We start from the raw sequence: 22,762 nt of genomic DNA on the forward strand, positions 1-22,762 counted from the left end.
ACGCATTTGGGCCCCTGGCGCGTGCCAGGGGCCCAAATGTAGGGGTTCGGCCAGATAAAGCGGCCCGACGGTTTAGCGGCCGGCTTCCATCACGCTGATGGCGTAACCGCCGCCTGGCGCGCAGTACTGCGAGAGCTTGCTCTTGCGCGTCACATTCATTTTGCGAATGGTGTAGGCCTGCGGATTTTTCTCGTAGTGGGCGTCCTTGGCGTCGGCGTAGATGGTGGCCACGTACTTTTTGCCGGGCTCCAGGAAGCCGAAGTTGATGTTCGACGTGCGGCCGTTTTCGTCGTTGGTGCTGCCGATAAACCAGCTGCTCTTGCCCTTGGCCTTGCGGGCAATGGTGATGTAGTCGCCGGGCTCGGCTTCGAGCACTTTCGAGTCGTCCCAGTCCACGGCCACGTCCTTGATGAACTGGAAGGCATCGAGGTGCTTGTTGTAGTTCTCGGGCAGGTCAGCGGCCATTTGCAGGGGCGAGTACATCGTCACGTACAGGGCCATTTGGCGCACCAGGGTGCTGTGCACGAAAGAGGTGTTTTTGGGGTTAATGGCGCTGATTTGCGTCTGAAAGATGCCAGGCGTGTAGTCCATGGGCCCGCCGATGAGGCGGGTGAAGGGCAGGATGGTGGTGTGGTCAGGGTTGCTGCCGCCGAAGGCTTCGTATTCGGTGCCGCGGGCCGCCTCGTTGCCAATCAGGTTGGGGTAGGTGCGGGCCAGGCCGGTGGGGCGCACGGCCTCGTGGCCGTTCACCATGATTTTGTGCTCGGCGGCTTTCTCCAGCACGTAGTTGTAGTGGTTAATCAGCCACTGGTCGTAGTGGTGGTGGCCCAGCGGCACGATGTCTCCCACGTAGCCGGTTTTCACGGCGTTGTAGCCGTTTTTGTTCATGAAGTCGAAAGCGTCTTCGAGGTGGCGCTCGTAGTTGCGCACCGAGCCGCTGGTCTCGTGGTGCATGATGATTTTGACGTTTTTGCTGGCCGCGTACTGCTGCAATTCGGCCACGTTGAAATCGGGGTAGGGCGTCACGAAGTCGAACACGTAGTCTTTGTGCTTGCCGAACCAGTCTTCCCAGCCGGTGTTCCAGCCTTCCACCAGCACGGCATCGAAGCCGTGCAGGGCGGCGAAGTCGATGTACTCCTTCACGTGGGCCGTATTAGCGCCGTGCGTGCCGTTGGGCTTCACCGTTTTGTAGTCGACAGAGTCGAGCTTGATGTTGTCCATGTTGGTGTACGACCACGTGCTTTTGTCCGTAATCATCTCCCACCACACGCCCACGTACTTCACCGGCTTTATCCAGCTCACGTCCTTGAATTTGGTGGGCTCGTTCAGGTTCAGCACCAGCTTCGATTCCAGAATGTCGCCCGCTTTATCGCTCACAATCACCGTGCGCCAGGGCGAGAGCGCCGGCGTCTGAATCAGGCCCTTGTCGCCCACGGCGTCGGGCGTGAGGTGCGACTCCAGCACGAAGTTCTTGTCGTCGAGGTCGAGGTGCATGCAGGAATAGTCAATCAGGGCCGCTTCGTGGATGTTGATGTAGAGCCCGTCCTGGCTTTTGAGCATGAGCGGCGTCTGCACGCCGGTGGGGGAGAAGGTGGTTTGCGAGGCGTTGGGCGTCACGGCCGCTTTCATTTTGCCGCGCACTTCCGAGAGCTTCGAGGTCACGGTGCTGTACTCCTGGGTGTCGTAGTCGCCCGGAATCCAGAAGGCCTTGTGGTCGCCGGCCAGGGCAAACTGCGTGCGCTCTTCCTTGATGGTGAAGTAGTCGAGCTTGGGCTGGCGCGGAAACTCGTAGCGGAAGCCCAGCCCGTCGTCGAACACCCGGAAGCGCACCCGGATGCTGCGGTCGGTAGCGGCCTGCTTCAGCGTCACGGCCAGCTCGTTGTAGTGGTTGCGAATGGTTTTCACCTCGCCCCACACCGGCTGCCAGCTCTCATCGAAGCTGCGCTGCTTGGTGTCGGCCACGGCAAAGCCGCTGGTGAGGGCGGTGGCGCCTTTCAGGTCCAGCCCCAGCTTGCTGGTTTTGATGACCTCGCGGCCTTTGTACGTGAGGCGGTAAGTGGGCACGCCGTCGTTTTGCAGCGCGAACGTCAGCCGCAGTTGGCCGTTGGGCGATTTGATTTCCTGCGCGCCCGCTACGTGGCATAGCAAGCTAAGACAAACCAGAAGCAGGGCGTGGGTGGGCCGGCGAAGCGAAAAAGTTGCCATGAAAAGCGGACGAGGTGAGCGGTTGTGGAAACGTTTGCACAAATGACGCAGTTGCGGTCCGAAAAGCAAGCGGCCCCTCCCTAAAATGCAAAGTCAGGACCCGACGCACGGGCCCTGACTTCGTTGCAGGTTGGTGTGGAGTTGAACCGTGGCCACTTACACCAGCTTGTCGGGCGTGATGGGCAACTCCCGCACCCGCTTACCGGTGGCGTTGAACACCGCGTTGGCAATGGCCGGGGCCACGCCGATGATGGCAATTTCGCCGATGCCTTTGGTGCCCAGCGCGTTCACGTGCGGGTCGGGCTGGTTCACGAAAAATACCTCCACGGCGGGGGTGTCGGCCTGCACGGGCACGTGGTAGTCGGCCAGGTCCTTGGTCACGTAGCGGCCAAAACGGTCGTCCATGTGGGTGGCCTCCATCAGGGCCATGCCGATGCCGCCCACGGCGCCGCCCTTCATCTGGTTGCCGGCCGTTTTCTGGTTCACGATGGTGCCCGCGTCGGCGCAGGACACCAGCTTGCTCACGCGCACCTCGCCGGTGAGCGGGTTCACCCGCACCTCGGCAAAATGCACCGAATACGAGTACATGGAATACTTCTGGCCGTTCTCGCCGTTGGGCTTCGATTCCACCGTGACGAAGCCGCCGTCCGTTTGCTTCAGCAGGTCGGCGTAGCTGGCGCGGGCGGTGTTGTTTCCGCTTAGCGTCAGGTATTTGTCGGCGAACACAACGTCTTCTTTCCTGGCCGAAGCGAAGGCGGCGTTGCTGGCGCCCGCCATCGTGCGCAGCTTCTCTTTCAAGGCCAGGCAGGCTTCCTGCACGGCCGGGCCCACGGTGTTCACAATGGCCGAGCCGCCCTGCGTGGGCGCGGGCGCAAACTCCGAGTTGCCCCACTCAAACCGGATTTTCTCGGGCGGCAGGCCCAGCGTGTCGGCCGCAATCTGGGTCATGGCCGTGCCGGTGCCGGGGCCGATGTCGGTCACGGCGCTTTGCAGCACCACGGTGCCGTTGGGCAGCAGCCGCACGTTGGCCTTCGACGAGCCCCGGTGCGCCCCGAAGGTACCCACGCCCATGCCGTAGCCGATTAGCCAGTCGCCGTCGCGCAAGGAGCCCGGCTTCAGCTGCCGCTTGCTCCAGCCAATGCGCTCGGCACCCATCTGGTAGCATTCTTTCAGAAACTTGCTCGACCAGGGCTTGCCGTTTTCGGGGTCCTTGTCGGTGTAGTTGCGCAGCCGGAACTCCATGGGGTCGAGGTTCAGCAGGTGGGCCATTTCGTCCATGGCCGATTCCAGCGCAAACGCGCCAGTGGCCTCGCCGGGCCCGCGCATCCAGATGGGCGTGCTCACGTCGAGGGCCGCCAGGCGGTAGCGGGTGTTCACGTTGGGGGCCGTGTACATCATGCGCGTCTGCTGCACCGTCGACTCCGTGAACTCCTCGTAGCTGGAAGTTTGCCCCGTGGCCTCGTGGGTGATGGCCGTGATTTTGCCGTCGGCCGAGGCGCTCATCCCGATTTTCTGCCAAGTGTGGGGACGGTAGCCCACCATGGTGGTCATCTGCTCGCGGGTGAGCACCAGCTTCACCGGCCGCTTCACCTGGCGGGCCGCGATGATGGCCGCCGACTCGTGGGGCCAGCTGTGCAGCGCATTGCCGAAGGCGCCGCCCACAAACGTGGCAATGACCTTCACGTTTTCCTCGGGCAAGCCCCATTCCTTGGCGAAGTCGCGGCGGGTGGCCATGGTGCCCTGCGTTTTGTCGTAAATCGTGAGGCGGTCGGGCGCTTCCCAGTGCGCTATAATGGCCTGCAACTCCATGGGGTGGTGGACCTCGGTCGGAATTACGTACTCGGCTTCGAGCTTGACCGCGCCGGTTTTGTAGGCATCGGCGGTGCCGCGCACGTAGTCGGCCACGCCCGATTTGGGGTTTTTCTTGGCCTGCGTGGGCACAAAGGCCTGCTTCAGCCCCGCGGCCATGTCGGTTTCGTGCTTTTCCTGCTCGTACTCGGCCTTCACCAGTCGCGCCGCGAAGCGGGCGCGTTCCAGCGTGTCGGCCACCACCACGGCAATGGGCTGGTCGTTGAAGCGCACCTTGTCGTCGTTGAACACCTTGAGCCGGCCACCCGTCGTTTGGGGCTGGGAGGGGTCTTTGCCCGTGGACGTGAAGCCCGGCACCTTGGGCGAGTTGAAATGGGTGATGACGGCCAGCACGCCCGGCGCTTTTTCAGCCGCCCGGGCATCAATGCTCTTGATGCGGCCCTTGGCGATGGTGCTGCCCACCAGCACGGCGTAGCTCATGCCGGGCAACTCGTACTCGGCCGAGTAGGTGGCCGCGCCCGTCACTTTCAGGTGGCCGTCTACCCGGTTCAGCGTGCTGCCGATTTGCTTGCTTAGTGGTTTCATAGTGGAGGTTAGAAGCGAAAAGCGTCATGCAGAGCGCAGCGAAGCATCTCGCGTGCTTAACTAATTAGTTGCCCCGAGCGAGATGCTTCGCTGCGCTCTGCATGACGTCCTGAAGGTTTAGGCCGCGGCTGCATTTTTCAGGGCCTGAATCAGCGTATTCGGCGCCAGGCGCAGCTTGTATTCGTTGTGCTTGAAGGCCTTGGCGCCCTGCATGGCCACCGTTGCGGCCTGCCGGAAGGTGTCTTCCGTGGCCGGCTTGCCCACCAGAAACTGCTCGGCCGCCTGCAGGCGCCAGGGCTTGTGCGCCACGCCGCCGAAGGCCAGCCGCGCCGCCCGGATGGTGCTGCCGTCCAGGGCCAGCGCCGCGGCAGCCGATACCAGCGCGAAGGCGTAGCTGGCCCGCTCGCGCACCTTGTAATAGCTTACGTGTTTCGTAAATGGATTGTCGGGCACCTCCACGGCCGTGATGAGCTCGCCGGGCTCCAGCGTGGTGTCTTTTTCGGGCGTGTCGCCGGGCAGGCGGTGCAGGTCGGCGAAGGCGATGCGGCGGTCGCCGCGGGGGCCGCTCACCAGCACGGTGGCGTCGAGGGCCACCAGGGCCACGCTCATGTCAGACGGGTGCACGGCAATGCACTTGTCCGAAAAGCCGAAGATGGCGTGCATCCGGTTGACGCCTTCCAGCGCGCCGCAGCCGGTGCCGGGCTCGCGTTTGTTGCAGGGCAGGGCCGTGTCGTAGAAGTAGGGGCAGCGGGTGCGCTGCAGCATGTTGCCGCCGGTGGTGGCCATGTTGCGCAGCTGGGCCGAGGCCCCGGCGTTGATGGCCTGCACCAGCAGCGGCTGCCGCTCCCGCACCTGCTGGTCGTCGGCCACGGTCGAGTTCAGGGCCAGCGCGCCGATGCGGAGGCTGTTGCTTTCGTGCTCGATTTTAGTAAGGGGCAGGCGGTTGATGTCGACCAGCTTTTGCGGGGCCATCACGCCACGCTTCATCAGGTCGACGAGGTTGGTGCCGCCGGCGATGAACTTGGCATTGGCGTCTTTGGCCACCGCCTCAATGGCGGCCTGCTGCTTGGTGGGGCGGACGTACTGGAACTGGTTCATACTTTTTGCCCTCCGTTTTTCACTTCCTGAATGGCCGCCACAATGTTGGTGTAAGCCCCGCAGCGGCAGATGTTGCCGCTCATGTATTCCCGGATTTCAGCCTCCGAGTCGGCGTGGCCTTCGCGCACGCAGGCCACGGCGCTCATTATCTGGCCGGGCGTACAGTAGCCGCACTGAAAGCCGTCGTGCTTCACAAACGCGGCCTGCATGGGGTGCAGCTTGTCGCCGTCGGCCAGGCCTTCGATGGTCGTGATTTTCTTGCCGTCGTGCATCACCGCGAAGCTCAGGCAGCTGTTCACGCGCTGGCCATCCACGTGCACGGTGCAGGCGCCGCACTGGCCGTAGTCGCAGCCTTTTTTGGTGCCCGTCAGGTTGAGTTGCTCGCGCAGCAAATCGAGCAGGGTGGTGCGGGGCTCCACATTCAGCTTATACTTCTTGCCGTTGATTTCCAGCTTGAGCGGTACTTTTTCGATGGCCGCGGCCACCCGTTCGTCCAGCTCGGCCGTGGCCGCCTGCACCACGGGCGCTGGCACCAGGGCCACGGCCGTGAGCAGCGACGACTGTTTCAGGAAGGTGCGCCGGGCCTCGTCGTGGCTGGGCGGCAGGTTGGGTTCGTGGTTCATAGGGCAGTAGGAGAACAGTTCGATGCAATGGTCAGCAGGGCCGGCCCAGGCGGTGGGCATACGCGGCGGGCGGGGTGCCCGTTGGGCCGAAAGACGCGGAAGCAGCGGCGGAAAGCGCCCCGGCTCCTAGCTATGCGCAACGGTAGCCTTCGAAAGCGCCTGCTGCTGTGGCGCCGGCCGCGCCGTGCTCACCAAGCTTGCCGAACCGCTTTTGCACAACCGTATTCAAGCTACGAATTGTTTTGCAGACGCGCCCGTGCTTGCGTTGCCGAACCGGCCGGACGCCGGCCTGCACCACGCGGCCAGGTGCTACTTTTGGCGCCTGTCGCTTTTATGGTTTTTGTTCCGCTCGGTGAAGCTCCTGATTCTTTTGTGTGGTTTGCTGCTGGGGCTGTGGCCAGTAACTGCCAACGCCCAGGCCAGTGCCAACGACAGCCTACTGACCGAACTAAACCGAGCCCTGGCCCGGAAAAAGACTTACGACGGGCAGCGCCTCAACCGCATTGCCGTGCTCACCGCCGATTTTGCCTCGGCCGAGGTAAACGACAATACCCGGTTTGACCTGGCTCTGCGCATCTACGACGAATACAAAGCCTTTAAGTACGACTCGGCCTTTGTGTATTGCCAGAAAATGCGGCGGCTGGCCAACCGCCTTCACGACCCCGAAAAAATTGAGGTGGCGCAGCTCAAGCTGGCGTTTGTGCTGCTGTCGTCGGGCTTGTTCAAGGAGACGTTCGAAACGCTGGACAGCATCGACGCGCGCCGCCTGACGCGTCCTGACCGGCAAAGCCTCTATTTTCTGAAAGCGCGGGCCTACAGTGATTTGGGCAATTTCAACCAGGACCAAACCTACCGTCCGGCCTACTACGCCAAAGCCCTGGCCTACGCCGACACGGCCCTGCAGTTTTGCCGTCCCGGCTCCTACCAGTGCTTGGAAGTGCAGGAGTTTCGGGCCCAGAAAAACGCGGACCTGGCTGCCGGGGCCGCCGTCTACCGCCAGATTCTGCGGCTGCCGCGTCTCACGCTGCACCAACTGGCCGTGAGCGCCAGCACCACGGCCTACCTCTACGAGCAGGCGGGCCAGCCCGAAAAAGCCTTCGAGCTGCTGCTCGTGTCGGCCATTGCCGACGTGAAATCGGCCACCAAGGAAACCACGGCCATCTTCAAGCTCTCGGACTACTGCTACCGCACCGGCGACCTCAAAAACGCCTACGCCTTCATCCGCGAAGCCCGCGAAAACGCCACGTTTTACAAGGCCCGGCAGCGGCAGATTGAAATCAGCCACGTCTCGTCCATCATCGAGGGACAAAAAATCAATATCATCGAAAGCCAGCGCAAGTCGCTGAAAACCTATGCTATCATCATGACGGTGCTGGCCGGGGTGGTCATTGCCTTCGCGGTGGTGAGTGCGCTGGCCCTGCGCCGGCTGCGCAAAGCCGACCAGCTCGTCTTTGCTGCCAACCGCGAGCTGCAGGCCCGCAACGACGAGCTGCACCAGCTCAACCACGGCCTCAACGAAGCTAACCAGATTAAGGAGGAGTACATCGGCTACTACTTCCACAACAACTCGCAGTACATCGACAAGCTCGAAACCCTCAAGAAGCGCGTGGAAGCCCTGCTGAGCAGCAAGCAGTACGCCGGCCTGCAAAAGCTGGTCGACGGCGTGAACATCAAAACCGAGCGCAACGAGCTACTGAAAGGCTTCGACACGGTGTTCCTGCGGCTGTTTCCCAACTTCATTGCGCAGTTCAACGCCCTGTTTCGGGCGGAAGACCGGGTGATGCTGGCCGACGACCAACTGCTGACGGCCGAGCTGCGCATCTTCGCCCTCATCCGTTTGGGCATTGCCGACAGCGAGCAAATCAGCCGCATGCTGGGCTATTCCATCAACACGATTTACACCTACAAGACGCGGGTGAAGAACCGCTCGCTGGTGCCGAACGAGGAATTCGAGGCGCGCATCCAGGCCATTGAGGCGGTGTAGCAAAACGGCCGGCAAGGGATACTCTGGGGGCCGCTGATGCGGGCGAATAGGGCAATATCAGGGCAATATTTTGGGTGTCGAAATTTGATATAGTGTGTTGATTTACAGTGTGAATTTCTCTTGATGGGTTGATATTTTCTATATCCGTCTTTGATTAGGTACGGGCGGGAGGGGGAGGCGCTAGCTTTGTTACATTCCCACTCCAACCGATGGCAGCCAGGCCCGACGGCCCTGGTGCTCCGGCGCTTTACTTATGAGAAAATTGCTGCTGGCCTTGGGGCTGCTGACGGCGGCGCGCGGCGGCTACGCCCAGGCCGTCACCCCGCTCACCGCCCGCCTCGACCAGGTGAGCCTGACCGTGGCGCTGGGCGCCGACGGCCGCCCCACCTACGCCGTTTCTTACGGCACGAAATCCGTCATCAAGCCCTCCCGCCTGGGCCTGTCTTTTGCCGATGGTAAGGGCTTCGATGGCCCGCTGGAACTGGCCGGCAGCGACACCAAGGACGTGGACGAAACCTGGCAGCCGGTGTGGGGCGAGGTGAAAACCATTCGCAACCACTACCGGCAGCTCACGGTGCACCTGCGCCAGCCGGCGGCGCCCGGCCGCTTGCTCGACGTGGTGTTTCGGGTGTTTGCCGATGGCGTGGGCTTTCGCTACGAGTTTCCGGCGCAACCCAACCTGGCCTATTTCACGGTGCAGGACGAGCACACCGAGTTCAACCTGCCGGCCAACCACAAGGCCTTCTGGATTCCGGGCGACTACGACTCGAACGAGTACGCCTACACCACCAGCCGCCTGAGCGAGGTGAACACCACGCCCATTGAGGCCATTCAGCAGAAAGCCGACCCCAAGCGGGTGCAGACGCCGCTCATGCTGAAGTCGGACAACGGGCTGTACGTCAACATTCACGAAGCGGCGCTGGTGAACTACCCGGCCATGTTCCTGAACGTGGACACGCAGACCTTCAGCCTCAGCAGCCAGCTGGTGCCCGATGCCACCGGCACTGGCGCCAAGGCCTACCTGCAGGCGCCCGAGCACACGCCTTGGCGCACGGTGGTGGTGGCCGATAACGCCCCGGCCATTCTCTCGTCCAAGCTCATTCTGAACCTGAACGAGCCGAGCAAAGTGGCCGACACGGGCTGGATTCAGCCGCAGAAATTTGTGGGCGTGTGGTGGGAGATGCACGTGAACCGCGCCAGCTGGAACTACGCCGACGTGTCGAACATCAAGCTGGATAACACCGACTGGAACGCCCTCAAGCCCAACGGCCACCACGGCGCCAACACCGCCAACGTGAAGCGCTACATAGATTTCGCGGCCGCGCACCACATCCCCGGCGTGCTGGTGGAAGGCTGGAACGTGGGCTGGGAAGACTGGGCCAATAATTGGAAGGAAAACGTGTTCGATTTCGTGACGCCCTACCCCGATTTCAACGTGGACGAGCTGCAGCGCTACGCCGCCGGTAAGGGCGTGAAAATCATCATGCACCACGAAACCAGCAGCTCCGTGACCAACTACGAGCGCCGGCAGGACGCCGCCTACCGCTTCATGAAACAGCACGGCTACGACGCCGTGAAAACCGGCTACGTGGGTCGCATCATCCCGCGCGGCGAGCACCACGACGGCCAGTGGATGGTGAACCACTACGTGCGCACCGCCCAGCTCACGGCCGATAACAAAATAATGGTGGACATGCACGAGGCCGTGCGCCCCACCGGCCTGCACCGCACCTACCCCAACTGGCTGGCCAATGAAGCCGCCCGCGGCAACGAGTTTAACGCCTGGAGCAGCGGCAACCCGCCCGAGCACGAAACCATCCTGCCCTTCACCCGCCTCATGGGCGGCCCGATGGACTACACGCCCGGCATCTTCCAAATCAAGCTCGACGACTGGAACCCCGCCCGTAACCAGGGCAAGCAGGTGCACACCACCCTGGCCAAGCAGTTGGCCCTGTACGTGACCATGTACTCGCCCCTGCAAATGGCCGCCGACCTGCCCGAAGTTTACGAGAAGCACCCCGACGCCTTCCAGTTCATCGAGGACGTGCCCGTGGACTGGGACGATACCCGCATCCTGGCCGCCGAGCCCGGCGACTACCTCACCACCGTGCGCAAGGCCAAGGGCAAAGACGAGTGGTACCTGGGCAGCATCACGGATGAAAATGCCCGCAAGCAGGCCCTAAAGCTCGATTTCCTGACGCCCGGCCAGCGCTACGAGGCCATCATTTACGCTGATGGCAGCGGCGCCGACTGGCAGAAAAACCCCATGGCCTACCGCATTTCCAAGCAAACGGTGACCAGCAAATCGGCGCTGACGTTGCAGCTGGCGCCGGGCGGCGGCGCGGCAATCAGCTTCAAGCCGGTTAAGAAATAGCACCCGGTTGCCCTTGTTTTAACTCACTTTTTACCTAGCTCTTTCGACATGTTTCTTCCTAAAATAGTGCGCACAGTTGCGTTGGTGCTGGGCAGCGTGGGCCTGCTGGCGGCTTGCCACAAAGACGCCCCGCCGCCCGATGTGGTGTTCCCGACGTTTACCCCCACGCCTACGCCGCCGCAGTACGGCACGCCCTACGCCGGGGTGCCCAACCGCCAGGATGCGGTGATTTACCAGGTGAACATGCGGGCGTTCAGCCAGGGCGGCAACCTGGCCGGCGTCACGGCCCGGCTCGATTCCATCAAAGCCATTGGGGTGAACGTGCTGTATCTGATGCCCATTTATCCGGTGGGCACCGACAGCAAGGCGGTGAATTCGCCCTACGCCGTGAAGGACTACCGCGCCGTGAATCCCGAATTCGGTACCCTCGCCGACCTGCGCACGCTGGTAGACGCCGCCCACGCCCGCGGCCTGAGCGTGATGCTGGACTGGGTGGCCAACCACACCTCCTGGGACAATGCCTGGATAACCCAGCACCCCGACTGGTACGTGCGCGACGGGGCCGGCGCCATCAAGGCGGTGTCGAACAACGGACAGACGTTCAACGACGTAGCTCAGCTCGATTTCAACAACGTCGACATGCGGGCTGAGATGATTTCGGCCATGAAGTCGTGGGTGTTCACGGCCAACGTCGACGGTTTTCGGTGCGACTACGCCGATTTTCAGCCCGCCGACTTCTGGAAACAGGCCGTCGACACCCTGCGCAACGTGAAAACCCACAAGCTGCTGCTGCTGGCCGAGGGCAAGCGCCCGGCCGGTTTTACTTCGGGCTTCGACTACAATTTCGGCTTCGACTTCTACGGCGGCATCTACAACGTGTACCGCAGCAACCAGCCCGCCACGGTGTTTGATGCCCTGAATACCAGCGAGTATTCGGGTGCTACCGGCACGCAGCAAGTGGTGCGCTACATCACCAACCATGACGTGAACGGCTCGGACGGCTCCCCCGTCACCCTGTTTGGCGGCGACGCGGGCGCCATGTCGGCCTTCGTCATCGCCTCCCTCTACAAGGGCATTCCCTTCGTGTACAACGGCCAGGAAGTGGGCATGAGCCGCGCCATTCCGTTTCCCTTCACCGGCGTAAAAATCACTTGGGGCGTGCGCTCCGACGTGAAACGCGCCTACCAGCAGCTGCTCACGGCCCGGGCGGCCAGCACGGCCTTGCGCACGGGTACGCCCACGGCCTACAGTACGGCCAACGTGTGCGCCTTCACCAAAACCGCCGGCGCCGAGCAGGCCCTGGTGCTCGTGAACGTGCGCAACTCGCCCAGCACCTACACCCTGCCCGCCGCGCTGGCCAACACCAGCTGGGCCAATGCCCTGCAGAGCGGCACCGTGGCCCTAGCCACCTCGGTTACGCTGCCGGCCTATGGCTACCTGGTGCTGAAAAAGTAGCATTGCGGTAGCGCCGTATGCAAAAAGAGCCGGGCAGCCCCCGGCTCTTTTTGCATACGGCGCTATGCGACGGGGTGGATTTTAGGCATTATCGCCCGGTTCGTCACATTATTCGCCTCATTCGTCCCAGGTAGTTTAGCCGGTGGAAATGGCTCGGTAATCTTGTTGCCGAAAGGTGCTGCTGGCAGCGACGGCGCTTGCTTTGTCGCTGCTCTGGGCCAGCCATTCTCCTACGTTTTCACCCGAATGTATTATCTGATGACGGTTCGCATTCCTGAATTTATCCGCCAATTGGGCGTCTTTGTGTGGCCGCAAGGCGATGATGCGCGGCCTTCGTCCCCGCTTCTCATTCGGCGCGACGTGGCAGTGCTGGCCGGCGTGTGGGTACTGGGACTAATGCTCTTGCTATCTGCCCGCGCCCACCTTGGCATATTTCTGTTTTGGAACATTCTGGCGCTCTCCGCCGCCACGGTGCACAGCTTGGCTAGCTACCGACTAATCCCCGGCGTGCAGGGCCGCAGACGCCCGTTTCTGCGCTACTTGTTGAAAGCTCTTCTGCTGCTGGTCGTAGTCTCGATTTTCGTAGGCTGCTTCGCCCTGCTGTTGACCAATGACAATGATGGACCCGCTTTCGGGGTGCTGAACGGTGTATTCCAGCTGCTGTTCACGGTACCGTTGTCGTGGACGCTGTATCGGCGGCGGGCGCGCGGACAGGAAGCAATCGAAGGGCTGAAGCAGGAGCTGGGGCAGTCGGAAGCCACGCTGGAGCTGCTGCGCTCGCAGATAAACCCGCACTTTCTGTTCAATGCTCTGAACACGCTCTATGGCACGGCCCTGCAGGAAAACGGCGAGCGCACCGCCCAGGGCATTCAGATGCTGGGCGACATGATGCGCTTCATGCTGCACGAAAACCACCAGCCGCGCATCCTGCTGGCCCGCGAGCTGGAGTACCTGCGCAACTACGTCGAGCTGCAGTCGCTGCGCATTGCCACCTCGCCCGGCATCAGCATCGACACCGCGCTGGACGAAGTGCCGCTGGGCAGCTCCATCGCGCCCATGCTGCTGATTCCCTTCGTGGAAAATGCCTTTAAGCACGGCATCAGCCTCCAGCACAAATCCTGGATAAAGGTGAGCCTGCACGTGACCGACAACCGGCTGTATTTCGACGTGTACAACAGCATCCACCCCAAGTCCGACCAAAGCCTGCCCGACGAAACCTCCGGCCTGGGGCTGGCCAACGTGCGGCAGCGCCTGGCCCTGCTCTACCCCGGCCGCCACGAGCTGGCCATCCGCCAAACGCTGGGCGAGTACTTTGTGCACCTCACCCTGGAGCTGTAGCTCCGTTGCCCGCCCGCTCCGCTGCCCATGAAAGCCATTGCCATCGACGACGAACCCATTGCGCTGAACGTGGTGCGCGCCCTGGCCGCCAAGGTGCCGTTTCTGGACCTACGGGCCTGCTTCACCGATGCTTTCCAGGCGCTGGACTACCTGCAGCGCGAAGAGGTCGACCTGCTATTTGTCGACATCAACATGCCCGACATCTCGGGGCTGGAATTTGTGAGCAGCCTGGCCCGCAAGCCGTTGGTTGTGTTCACTACCGCCTACGCCGAGCACGCTGTCACGGGCTTCGAGCTCGATGCCGTGGACTACTTGCTGAAGCCGTTTTCGCTGGCCCGCTTCATGAAGGCCTGCAACAAGGCCCGCGAGCTGTGGCAGCTGCGCACGCCCACTCCGGCCGCACCCCCTTCAGCCCCGAGCCACCTCTTTCTGAAAACCGGTTATGAGCAGGTGAAGGTGCGTTTCGATGAGATTCTGTACCTCGAAGCGGCTGGCAACTATATCACCTTCGTGCTAGTGGGCCGTCGCCTGTTGGCCCGGCTCACCATTCAGGAAGGGCTCGATTTGCTGCCGCCCGAGCAGTTCACGCGGGTACACCGCTCCTTCGTGGTGGCCAACGACAAGGTGGATAAAGTGGAGCGGCACCAGCTCAGCCTCGGCAAAGCCGCGGTGCCGGTGGGCGCTTCCTACCAACTGCTGGTGCAGCAGCGGCTGCTGGCGCCTGCCCCGGCCGCCGCGCCGCGCGAGGAGGGTGGGGCAGGCGCATGAATTGTCCGGCGGGCGTAGTTTCGTGAGGGCTGCGCGCGGGTTGCGGGCCTTTTTTGCTTTTCGTATGCGTTGTTTTCGTTTACCGGCCGCGGCTCTGGTCCGGGTGATGGCCTCTTGGCGAGTGCGTCGAGCCAGCGTGGTGCTGCTTGCGGGCCTGTTGCCGGCGCAGCTGAGCGCCCAAGCCGGGGCCCCGGTCCCCGCATCCGGGGCCGTTCTCCTGCGCCCCGCCGCCGTGTTCGACGGGCAGGAACGGCACGTGGGCTGGGCGGTGCTGGTCGAAGATGACCGCATCAAGGCCGTGGGGCCCGCGGCGCAGCTGGCCGCGCCCGCCGGCGCCCGCACCCTGGAACTGCCCGGCCTCACGCTGCTGCCCGGCCTGATTGAGGGCCATTCGCACCTGCTGCTGCACCCCTACAACGAAACCTCCTGGGGCGACCAGGTGCTGCTGGAGTCGCAGGCCCTGCGGGTGGCGCGGGCCACAGCGCACGCCCAGCGCACGCTACTGGCCGGCTTCACCACCGCCCGCGACCTCGGCACCGAAGGGGCCGGATTTGCCGATGTGGGCCTCAAGCAGGCCATCGACCAGGGCCTCATTCCCGGACCGCGCCTGCTGGTGGCCACCAAAGCGCTGGTGGCCACGGGCAGCTACGGCCCCAAGCTCTCGGTAGACGAAGACGTGCCCCAGGGCGCCCAGGAAGCCGATGGCGTCGACGGCATTATCCGGGCCGTGCGCGAGCAAATCGGCAAGGGCGCCGACGTCATCAAAGTGTACGCCGACTACCGTTGGGGGCTCAACGGCAGCGCCCAGCCCACTTTCTCGCAGGACGAGCTGGCCCTGATAGTGCAAACCGCCCGCTCGGCGGGCCGGGGCGTGGTGGCCCACGCCAGCACACCCGAGGGCATGCGCCGCGCCGTGCTGGCCGGCGTCGAAACCATCGAGCACGGCGACGAAGGCACGCTGGAAGTCTTTCAGTTGATGAAAAAGCGCGGCGTGGCCCTGTGCCCCACCGTGGCCGCCGGCGACGCCACTTCCCTGTATAAAGGCTGGAAAAAAGGCCAGGAGCCGCTGCCGCCCCGCCTGCAGGCCAAGCACCTCAGCATGCAGGCCGCCCTGAAAGCCGGCGTGACCCTGGCCATGGGCGGCGACGTGGGCGTGTTCGCGCACGGCGACAACGCCCGCGAAATGGAGTTGCTGGTGCAGGACTACGGCCTCACGCCGCTGCAGGTGCTGCGCCAGGCCACCAGCGGCAACGCCCAGATTTTCCACCTCGCCGACCGCGGCAGCATCCGCTCCGGCCTGCTGGCCGACCTCGTGGCCGTGGCCGGCGACCCCACTCTGGACGTGGCCGCCGTGCGCCAGGTGCGGCTGGTGATGAAAGGCGGTGTGCTCTTCAAGCAGCCCTGACCCAAAACCAACACAATTCGCTTTGTGCCGAAAATTGGTACAAAAAAAGCCCAAACCGGTCAGGTCTGGGCTTTAAAACACGTCTGGCAAAGTCGGCTAACAGGCCGCTTGTGAGGCAAAGCTAAAAGCTAGTTGGCTCGGCGCACGCTGCTGCCGCCGGAATGCGAAGCGTTGGCCATGCGGGCGGTGCCTTTGTAGCGCACGTCGGAACCGCCGCTGGCGCTGGCGGCCAGCTCGCCGTCCACCGTCAGCTCCACGTCGGAGCCGCCGCTGGCGCGCACGGTGGCTTTGCTGCTTTGCAGGCCGTAGGAATTGTAGTCGGAGCCGCCGCTCACCTCCACCGTCTGTTGGTCGACGCGGCCGCTCAGGTCCACGTCGCTGCCGCCCGAGGCCGAGCAGGTCAGGGTTTTGGCCGTGAGGCTGAGCTTGACATCGGAGCCGCCGCTGGCGCTGATTTTGAAATGGTCGGCCGAGAAAGTCGACCGGCCGTTGGCGTCGGCGCCGCCGCTCAGGCTCAGGCCCGTGAGGCGCGGGCAGGTGATGTAGACGTTGGCTTTGCGGTTGTTGCTGAGCAGGTTTTTCCAGGAAAAGCCATTTTCCCAGCCAATTTTCAGCATGCCGCCTTCCACTTTGGTCACGAGGTGGGCCTGAGCTTCGTCCGAAGCCTCCACCAGCACGGAGGCAGTAGAGCCCTGCGTCAGCACCACGTCGATGCCGCCGCTGGAGCTCACGGCGTCGAAGGAACCCACCTGGCGGGGTTGTTTCACCTGGGCCTGAACGGTGCAGGAGGCGAGCGAAACGGCCGCCACAGCAGCCGAAAAGAATAACTTGTTCATCGTACTAAGCAGAAAAAGAGGGTGTGAACAAATGGATGCCATTGCCTCGCGCGGGGTTGCTTGGCCGGTTAAAGCTACAACGCCTTGCGAAATAGGTAGCGCGTGTGCGATGCCGTGGAAATAGAGGTGGTGGACTTGTACACTGGCCGTTGCGGGTCATTGAACTGCAGGTCGCGCTCTACTTTTTGCTCGGCACTGGTGGGCCGCACCTCGGTCCGGATTTCCAGCAGTTCCCAGCCATCGGCCGCCAGCTCGTTCATGGTTTTTAGCAGCAGCCGGTCGAGTTCGCCGGGAGAATCGGGGTTAAACAGCTTGCGGGCGGGCTCCAGCCTTATTTGGTCGCGCCAAGCCGGCGCCAGCCACACTTGCCACGGGTCGAGCTGCACCAGCTGGTATTGGTAGCGCACCCCCGGCGTGCTGCTCACCGTGGTGGTGCTCACCGATGATTGCAAGCTGGATTCGGGCAGGGGGGGTATAACGGAGGCGTGGTTCGACTGCGCAGCAGCCATTCGGGCCGGCAGCAGGGCTGCCCAGAGTAACCAAGTTTTCATAGCACTACAAAAGAAAAAGGGGAAATGCGGCCACTGTGGTCGCATTTCCCCTTTGCCGAATACCGTGCCAACTACTACTCGCGCTTGCCCTTGAGCATGGTTTTGAGTGCGGCCAGCTCGTCGCGCAGCTTGGCGGCCGTGAGGAAGTCGAGGTCCTTGGCCGCGGCTTCCATCTGCTTTTCGGTGGTTTTGATGAGCTTTTCGAGTTCGGGGCGCGTCATCATAGCCACCACGGGCTCGGCGGCCAAGGCCAGCGCGGCTCCGCCGTCGCTTTCGGGGCCGGCGTAGCCTTGCGTTTCCACAATGCGGTAATCGGCCAGGTCGGTCTGGCCCATGATTTCGGCGTGGCTCTTGCGCACCGTGCGCGGCGTGATGCCGTGCTCGGCGTTGTAGGCCAACTGGGTGGCCCGGCGCCGGTTGGTTTCGTCAATGGCGAGCTGCATGGAGCCCGTGATGCGGTCGGCGTACATAATCACCTTGCCGCGGTCATTCCGCGCCGCCCGGCCCATGGTCTGGATGAGGCTGCGCTTGTCGCGCAGGAAGCCTTCCTTGTCGGCGTCCAGAATGGCCACGAGGCTCACTTCGGGCAAGTCGAGGCCTTCGCGCAGCAGGTTCACGCCAATGAGCACGTCGATTTCGCCCAGGCGCAGCTTGCGGAGGATTTCCACGCGGTCCAGCGTTTTCACGTCGGAGTGCACGTATTCCACTTTGATGCCCAGGCGGTCCATGTACTTGCTCAGCTCTTCGGCCATGCGCTTGGTGAGGGTGGTCACCAGCACCCGGTCGCCCTGCTTCACCCGCTCGTCCACTTCGTCCAGCAGGTCGTCAATCTGGTTCACGCTGGGCCGGATGTCGATTTCGGGGTCGAGCAGGCCCGTGGGGCGAATAATCTGCTCCACGATGATGCCGCCGCTTTGCTCCAGCTCGTAGTCGGCGGGCGTGGCCGACACGAACACCGCCTGCCGGTACATGCTCTCGAACTCGTTAAAGGTCAGCGGCCGGTTGTCGAGGGCCGAAGGCAGGCGGAAGCCGTACTCAATGAGGGCGGTTTTGCGGCTGCGGTCGCCGCCCCACATGGCCCGAATCTGGGGCATGGTGGCGTGGCTTTCGTCCACCACCAGCAGGTAGTCGTCGGGGAAATAATCGAGCAGGCAGAACGGCCGCGAGCCCGGCGTGCGGCCGTCGAAATAGCGCGAGTAGTTCTCGATGCCCGAGCAGTAGCCCAACTCCCGAATCATCTCCAAATCGAACTCCGTGCGCTCCATGATGCGCTTGGCCTCCGCGTCGCGGCCTTCTTTCTCGAAGTAGGCGTGCTGGTGCACCATGTCGTCCTGAATCTGCTTGATGGCCGAGTTCAGCGTTTCCTTGCCGGTCACGAACAGGTTGGCCGGGTACAGGGCAATGCCGTGGGCCTCGTCGCTCAGCTTCTTGCCGCTCACCGGGTCAATCTTGTGCACCGACTCGATTTCATCGCCGAAGAAGTAGATGCGAATGGCATAGTCGGCGTAGGCCGGAAACACGTCCACCGTGTCGCCCTTCACCCGGAACGTGCCGCGCGAAAACTCCACCTCGGTGCGCGAGTACAGAATCTGCACGAACTGGTAGAGCAGGTTATTGCGCGTGTAGCGCATGCCCGGCTTCAGGAAAATGACGTTTTTGGCGAATTCCTCGGGGTTGCCGATGCCGTAGATGCACGACACCGACGCCACCACAATCACATCGCGCCGCCCGCTGAGCAGGGTGGAGGTGGTGTGTAGCCGCAGCTTCTCGATTTCCTGGTTGATGGCCAGGTCTTTCTCGATGAAAACGTCGGTGCTGGCAATGTAGGCCTCCGGCTGGTAGTAGTCGTAGTAGCTGATGTAGTACTCAACGGCGTTGTTCGGGAAGAAGGCCTTGAACTCGCCGTAGAGCTGGGCCGCCAGCGTTTTGTTGTGGCACAGCACCAAGGCCGGCTTGCCGGTTTCGGCAATGACGTTGGCCATGGTGAAGGTTTTGCCGGTGCCGGTGGCGCCCAGCAGCACCTGGGCCGGCTCGCCGTTGTTCACGCCCTCCACGAGCTTGGCAATGGCGGTGGGCTGGTCGCCGGTGGGCTTAAATTCAGAGGTCAGTTGGTACTCCATGCAACGGGAAAGGTAGGCCGAAAAGGTCAGCCTACCTTAACCAAGATGAAGGAAATTGGGTTTCGCGGGAAAGGAGAAAATGGGTGTACCCCCAAGCTGGGCTTGGGCCCCAACGGAACCAGATAGCCATCGTTCTCCCATGCCCAAGCCCAGCTTGGGGCTACCCGGCTACCGGCCGAACTCCACGCCTGCCTCCATACCAAAGCTATAGGGGCGGCTTTGCGCCAGGTAGCTCTGTGCGGGGTGAGCGTTGAGAGGCACTAGGCCCATTTCGGCCACGGGGCCCAGGGTGAGGGCCCAGTTGCCAACTACCGGGCGGAACTGCGCACCGGCCGCGCCGCGCACGCTGCCCAGCACCCGGCGGTAAGGTCCGCCGGCGGTGAGGACAGAGTAAGTCTTGGTGGCTTCGGGCTCGCCTTCCACTTCGCTGCGGGCGCCCAGCAGGGCGCTTACCACGCCGCCCAGGCGGCCGTAGATGCTCCAGCCGCGCTTCACGGGGTTGGAGTAGCTCACCTGGAAGGGCACGCCGGCCGTGCGGTAGCGGAAGTTGGTGGTGCGCATGTCGCCGTTGGTGAAGGAGCCCAAGTCGTAGAGCTGCTCGCCCACGAACGAGGAGGAAGTAGCCGATTTGGCGGTGGCCTGCACGAACTCCAAGCCGGTGCTAGCCGACCAGTGGCCTTTCAGGTGACGCGTGGCCAGCAGGGCAATGCGCTGGCTGAGGCCGGGCCGCAGGTTTTCGCGGTACTGCGTGGCGGCAGCCTCGGTGAGGGCCGGCGAGTCGGGGCCCAGCGCGGGGTTGTAGTCAAACTCCGACTCGATGCCCTGGCGTGAGAAATTAACGTTGGGATTATATACCGAGGCCGCGTAGCTCACGCCGTAGTGCCACTTGCCAAACTCCGCCGCGGGAGTCGGCTCAGGTAGGGTCACGGTGGCCAGGCCTTTGGGCAGGCCGGCCACATCGGTCAGGCTGAGCGTAGCGGGCCGGGCGGCGAGGAGGCCCATCTGCTGGGGGCCCGCCACCGCGGCCGTCTGCGAAAGCGCCGCCGGAGCGGAGGCCACTCCCGCTGCTTCGGTAGCCGCGCTTGCGCCGCCCACCGGAATAGCCGCAGCCACGACGCCGCTAGCGGGCACAGCGCCAGCGGCAACCAAGCCGCTTTCCGCCGTGCGGAGCGCGCCAGCACCACCATCCAACACCGAGGCGGGAACTTGGTCGGCCTGTGCAATAACGGCCCCGCGGCTTGCCGCCACGGCGCCAGCTTCCTGCGCCGCGGACGGCTTTCCAAAGCCCTGGCGCACCGAAGCCGAACCGAAACCGGTGCCAGCTGGTGCGGAATTGGTGGCGTAGGTACGCGCAGCAATGGTGTTGCGCTCGCGCAGACCCGTATTGCCTGAAGAAGCGTAAGTGCCTGCTGCCTCAGGCGCATTGGTAGCGCTTGCGCTGGCAGTGGAAGAGTTGGCTGAATTCTGCGACAGGGTTGCGCCGTTGAGCTGGCCGGCGTTGTCGGCGGGCCGGGCGGCGGCGGGGGCGCTGGCATACGTGCCGCGCTGGCCCTGGCCGGTACCGGCTGTGTTCGTCGTGGTGGCTACTTCGGTTCCGCCAAAGCTGCCGTCGTGCTGGGCCCACCAGCCGGTGCCGGCCAGCGTGGCCAGCAGCAGGCTGGCCGCCGCCACCCAGCGCGTGGCCACGAGGCGCTTGCGGTACACTTCGTTCTGCCGAATCAGCAGGGAATTGTCAATCTGGTCCCACAGCATGGGGCGCGGCGGCACGGCGGCTTCTTCCCCCAAGTGGTGGCGGAATAATTCCTCCAGGCTGCCGGTGGTTTTAGGCGTAGTGGTATCGTCGATAGGATTAGCTGACATGGCGGGTTGGAGTGCCGAGGCGCTCCAGTTTAGTTTGTAAGATGACGCGGGCGCGGGAGTACTGCGACTTGCTCGTACCCTCCGTAATGCCCAATAATTCGCCGATTTCCTTGTGCGTATAGCCCTCGATGGCGTAGAGGTTGAAGACCATGCGGTAGCGGGGCGCGAGCTCCTGCACCATGGCCAATAGCTCCTGGAAATTGTAGTTGCTGAGCGTGAATTCTTCGCTGGCCAGGGTTTCGGGGTATTCGCCGTCGCTCACCGCTACCAGCGAGGCGTTGCGTCGGTGCTGGCGCAGGGCCGCGTTAATCATGATGCGGCGAATCCAGAACTCCAGCGGGCACTCGCGGCGGAAGCTGGCCAAGGTGCGAAACACCGTCAGAAAGCCTTCCTGCAGCACGTCCTCGGCCTCGAAGGTGGTTTGGGCGTAGCGCAGGCACACGGCCATCATTTTGCCGGCGTATTTGTCGTAGAGCAGCTTCTGGGCCAGCTGGCGGCCGCGCAGGCAGCCGTCAATCAGCTCGGTTTCGGTGGGCGGGTTGGTCACGGCCGAGCTGCGGCTGGCGGTGAGGCGGGGCGCCACGGGCGCGGCCGCTTGGTCGGGCAGCACGTCGTCGGCCCCGAACGCAAACCAGGTGGCCGCGCTCATGCCGGCAGCCGGTAGCCCAGGCCGGCGAGGGAAGGAGTAGAGAAGGTCATTTTTTGCAGCATAGAAAGGAGGTTCGGCCGGGGCAACGCCCGGCCCGCACAAGGCGTGCTGCATGGGGGATGCACCCCGCCGCCAAATGGTTGCAAGCTGTTCGCAAACCTCTCGGAGCATCAGCTGAAGCAGGGCAAGCCACCTTTCCATTTTCGAAGATATTCCGCAGCGCGTCAACAACCTTTATTCTGATTTGCAGGTATTACCGGTGTACCTACATTGAACGCATTTCTGCTTAAAGGTCCGACGGCAAAGCCAGCCGGTTAGTCACCGCGAGAACGAAATCGTTAGATGACGACTGGCCGGTCGGCCTTGTCGTCGGCTTGGTCCCTTCCTCCGCTTCCTCAACCCCCAAAACCCTTTCTCATGAAGACTCTTGTGCTGTTTTATTCAACCTATGGCCACGTGTGGAAATTGGCCGAGGCCATTGCCGAAGGCGCCCGCCAGGTGGCCGGCAACGACGTGGTCGTGAAGCGCGTGCCCGAAACCCTGCCGCAGGCCATTCTCGACCAGACCGGCGCCACCGGCGCTCAGCAGGCTTTCGCCCACGTGCCCGTGGCCACGCCCGATGAATTGGCGGAGTACGACGCCATCATCTTTGGCACGCCCACGCGCTACGGCAACATGTGCGGCCAGATGCAGGCCTACCTCGACAGCACCGGCGGCCTATGGGCCAAGGGCGCGCTGGTGGGCAAAGTAGGCGGGGCATTCGTGAGTACGGCCACCCAGCACGGCGGCCAGGAAACCACCATTCGGGCGGTGCACACCGCGCTGTTGCACCACGGCTTCATCCTGGTGGGCCTGCCGTATGCCTGGCAGGGCCAGATGGGCCACCATGAAGTGACCGGCGGCACCCCCTACGGCGCCAGCACCGTGGCCGGCGGCCAGGGCGAGCGCCAGCCCAGCGAAAACGAGCTCGAAGGCGCCCGTTTCCAGGGCAAGCACACGGCCGAAATCGCCAGCAAGCTGGCCGCGAAGTAGGCGCTGGTCATTGCGAGCGCCGCACGGCAATCCGTTCTGTTTTCAGCGGCTGGCCCTGGGCCCTGTAACG

Annotated in this window: 16 protein-coding genes; 7 read left to right on the forward strand and 9 right to left on the reverse strand. The window is 63.3% G+C overall.

Translation table 11 applies throughout. From position 1 onward, the window contains the following. Nucleotides 1-72: 72 nt before the first annotated feature. The 4 genes from MUN81_RS02485 to MUN81_RS02500 form a co-directional block, all read right to left on the reverse strand. The gene (locus tag MUN81_RS02485; protein ID WP_245114813.1) at nucleotides 73-2,205 is read right to left on the reverse strand and encodes a glycoside hydrolase family 97 protein; all 2,133 of its coding nucleotides are present in this window, start codon (nucleotides 2,203-2,205) and stop codon (nucleotides 73-75) included. 156 nt (nucleotides 2,206-2,361) lie between these two features. After that, complete coding sequence (locus MUN81_RS02490) at nucleotides 2,362-4,599, reverse strand: xanthine dehydrogenase family protein molybdopterin-binding subunit (protein ID WP_245114814.1); 2,238 nt, start codon at nucleotides 4,597-4,599, stop codon at nucleotides 2,362-2,364. Nucleotides 4,600-4,716: 117 nt separating this feature from the next. Next, nucleotides 4,717-5,697 (reverse strand): xanthine dehydrogenase family protein subunit M, encoded by a 981-nt coding sequence (locus MUN81_RS02495; protein WP_245114815.1) that lies wholly within the window; start codon nucleotides 5,695-5,697, stop codon nucleotides 4,717-4,719. Beyond that, the gene (locus tag MUN81_RS02500) at nucleotides 5,694-6,320 is read right to left on the reverse strand and encodes a 2Fe-2S iron-sulfur cluster-binding protein (RefSeq protein WP_245114816.1); all 627 of its coding nucleotides are present in this window, start codon (nucleotides 6,318-6,320) and stop codon (nucleotides 5,694-5,696) included. The genes MUN81_RS02495 and MUN81_RS02500 overlap by 4 nt, the downstream gene beginning before the upstream one ends. Nucleotides 6,321-6,672: 352 nt before the next feature. Here MUN81_RS02500 and MUN81_RS02505 point away from each other — a divergent pair, with 352 nt between their 5' ends. The 6 genes from MUN81_RS02505 to MUN81_RS02530 all read left to right on the forward strand — a co-directional run bounded on the left by MUN81_RS02505 (nucleotide 6,673) and on the right by MUN81_RS02530 (nucleotide 15,644). Continuing rightward, on the forward strand, nucleotides 6,673-8,304 hold the full coding sequence (locus MUN81_RS02505) for a DUF6377 domain-containing protein (RefSeq protein ID WP_245114817.1): 1,632 nt from the start codon (nucleotides 6,673-6,675) through the stop codon (nucleotides 8,302-8,304). 253 nt (nucleotides 8,305-8,557) lie between these two features. After that, entirely contained in the window at nucleotides 8,558-10,678 is a 2,121-nt protein-coding gene (locus MUN81_RS02510) for a glycoside hydrolase family 97 protein (protein ID WP_245114818.1), read from the forward strand. Nucleotides 10,679-10,726: 48 nt separating this feature from the next. Beyond that, entirely contained in the window at nucleotides 10,727-12,133 is a 1,407-nt protein-coding gene (locus MUN81_RS02515; protein ID WP_245114819.1) for an alpha-amylase family glycosyl hydrolase, read from the forward strand. Between the two features lie 258 nt (nucleotides 12,134-12,391). Further along, entirely contained in the window at nucleotides 12,392-13,471 is a 1,080-nt protein-coding gene (locus tag MUN81_RS02520) for a histidine kinase (protein WP_245114820.1), read from the forward strand. A 27-nt stretch (nucleotides 13,472-13,498) separates the two neighbouring features. Next, entirely contained in the window at nucleotides 13,499-14,239 is a 741-nt protein-coding gene (locus MUN81_RS02525) for a LytTR family DNA-binding domain-containing protein (protein WP_245114821.1), read from the forward strand. Nucleotides 14,240-14,393: 154 nt separating this feature from the next. Next, nucleotides 14,394-15,644 (forward strand): amidohydrolase family protein, encoded by a 1,251-nt coding sequence (locus MUN81_RS02530; RefSeq protein ID WP_245117360.1) that lies wholly within the window; start codon nucleotides 14,394-14,396, stop codon nucleotides 15,642-15,644. 128 nt (nucleotides 15,645-15,772) lie between these two features. On the opposite strand, the gene MUN81_RS02535 is transcribed toward MUN81_RS02530, so the two are convergent. The 5 genes from MUN81_RS02535 to MUN81_RS02555 form a co-directional block, all read right to left on the reverse strand. Then, on the reverse strand, nucleotides 15,773-16,480 hold the full coding sequence (locus MUN81_RS02535) for a head GIN domain-containing protein (protein ID WP_245114822.1): 708 nt from the start codon (nucleotides 16,478-16,480) through the stop codon (nucleotides 15,773-15,775). Nucleotides 16,481-16,554: 74 nt separating this feature from the next. Further along, complete coding sequence (locus tag MUN81_RS02540; protein WP_245114823.1) at nucleotides 16,555-17,031, reverse strand: hypothetical protein; 477 nt, start codon at nucleotides 17,029-17,031, stop codon at nucleotides 16,555-16,557. A gap of 74 nt (nucleotides 17,032-17,105) precedes the next feature. After that, the gene (gene uvrB, locus MUN81_RS02545) at nucleotides 17,106-19,151 is read right to left on the reverse strand and encodes an excinuclease ABC subunit UvrB (RefSeq protein ID WP_245114824.1); all 2,046 of its coding nucleotides are present in this window, start codon (nucleotides 19,149-19,151) and stop codon (nucleotides 17,106-17,108) included. 168 nt (nucleotides 19,152-19,319) lie between these two features. Further along, nucleotides 19,320-21,011, reverse strand: a complete 1,692-nt coding sequence (locus MUN81_RS02550) for a hypothetical protein (RefSeq protein WP_245114825.1) — start codon at nucleotides 21,009-21,011, stop codon at nucleotides 19,320-19,322. Beyond that, on the reverse strand, nucleotides 21,001-21,660 hold the full coding sequence (locus MUN81_RS02555) for a sigma-70 family RNA polymerase sigma factor (protein WP_245114826.1): 660 nt from the start codon (nucleotides 21,658-21,660) through the stop codon (nucleotides 21,001-21,003). Before MUN81_RS02555 ends, MUN81_RS02550 begins: the two co-directional genes overlap by 11 nt. Before the next feature lie 417 nt (nucleotides 21,661-22,077). Here MUN81_RS02555 and wrbA point away from each other — a divergent pair, with 417 nt between their 5' ends. Next, complete coding sequence (wrbA, locus tag MUN81_RS02560; RefSeq protein WP_245114827.1) at nucleotides 22,078-22,692, forward strand: NAD(P)H:quinone oxidoreductase; 615 nt, start codon at nucleotides 22,078-22,080, stop codon at nucleotides 22,690-22,692. Nucleotides 22,693-22,762: the final 70 nt, after the last annotated feature.

Source organism: Hymenobacter sp. 5317J-9 (assembly GCF_022921075.1).
GTDB lineage: Bacteria > Bacteroidota > Bacteroidia > Cytophagales > Hymenobacteraceae > Hymenobacter.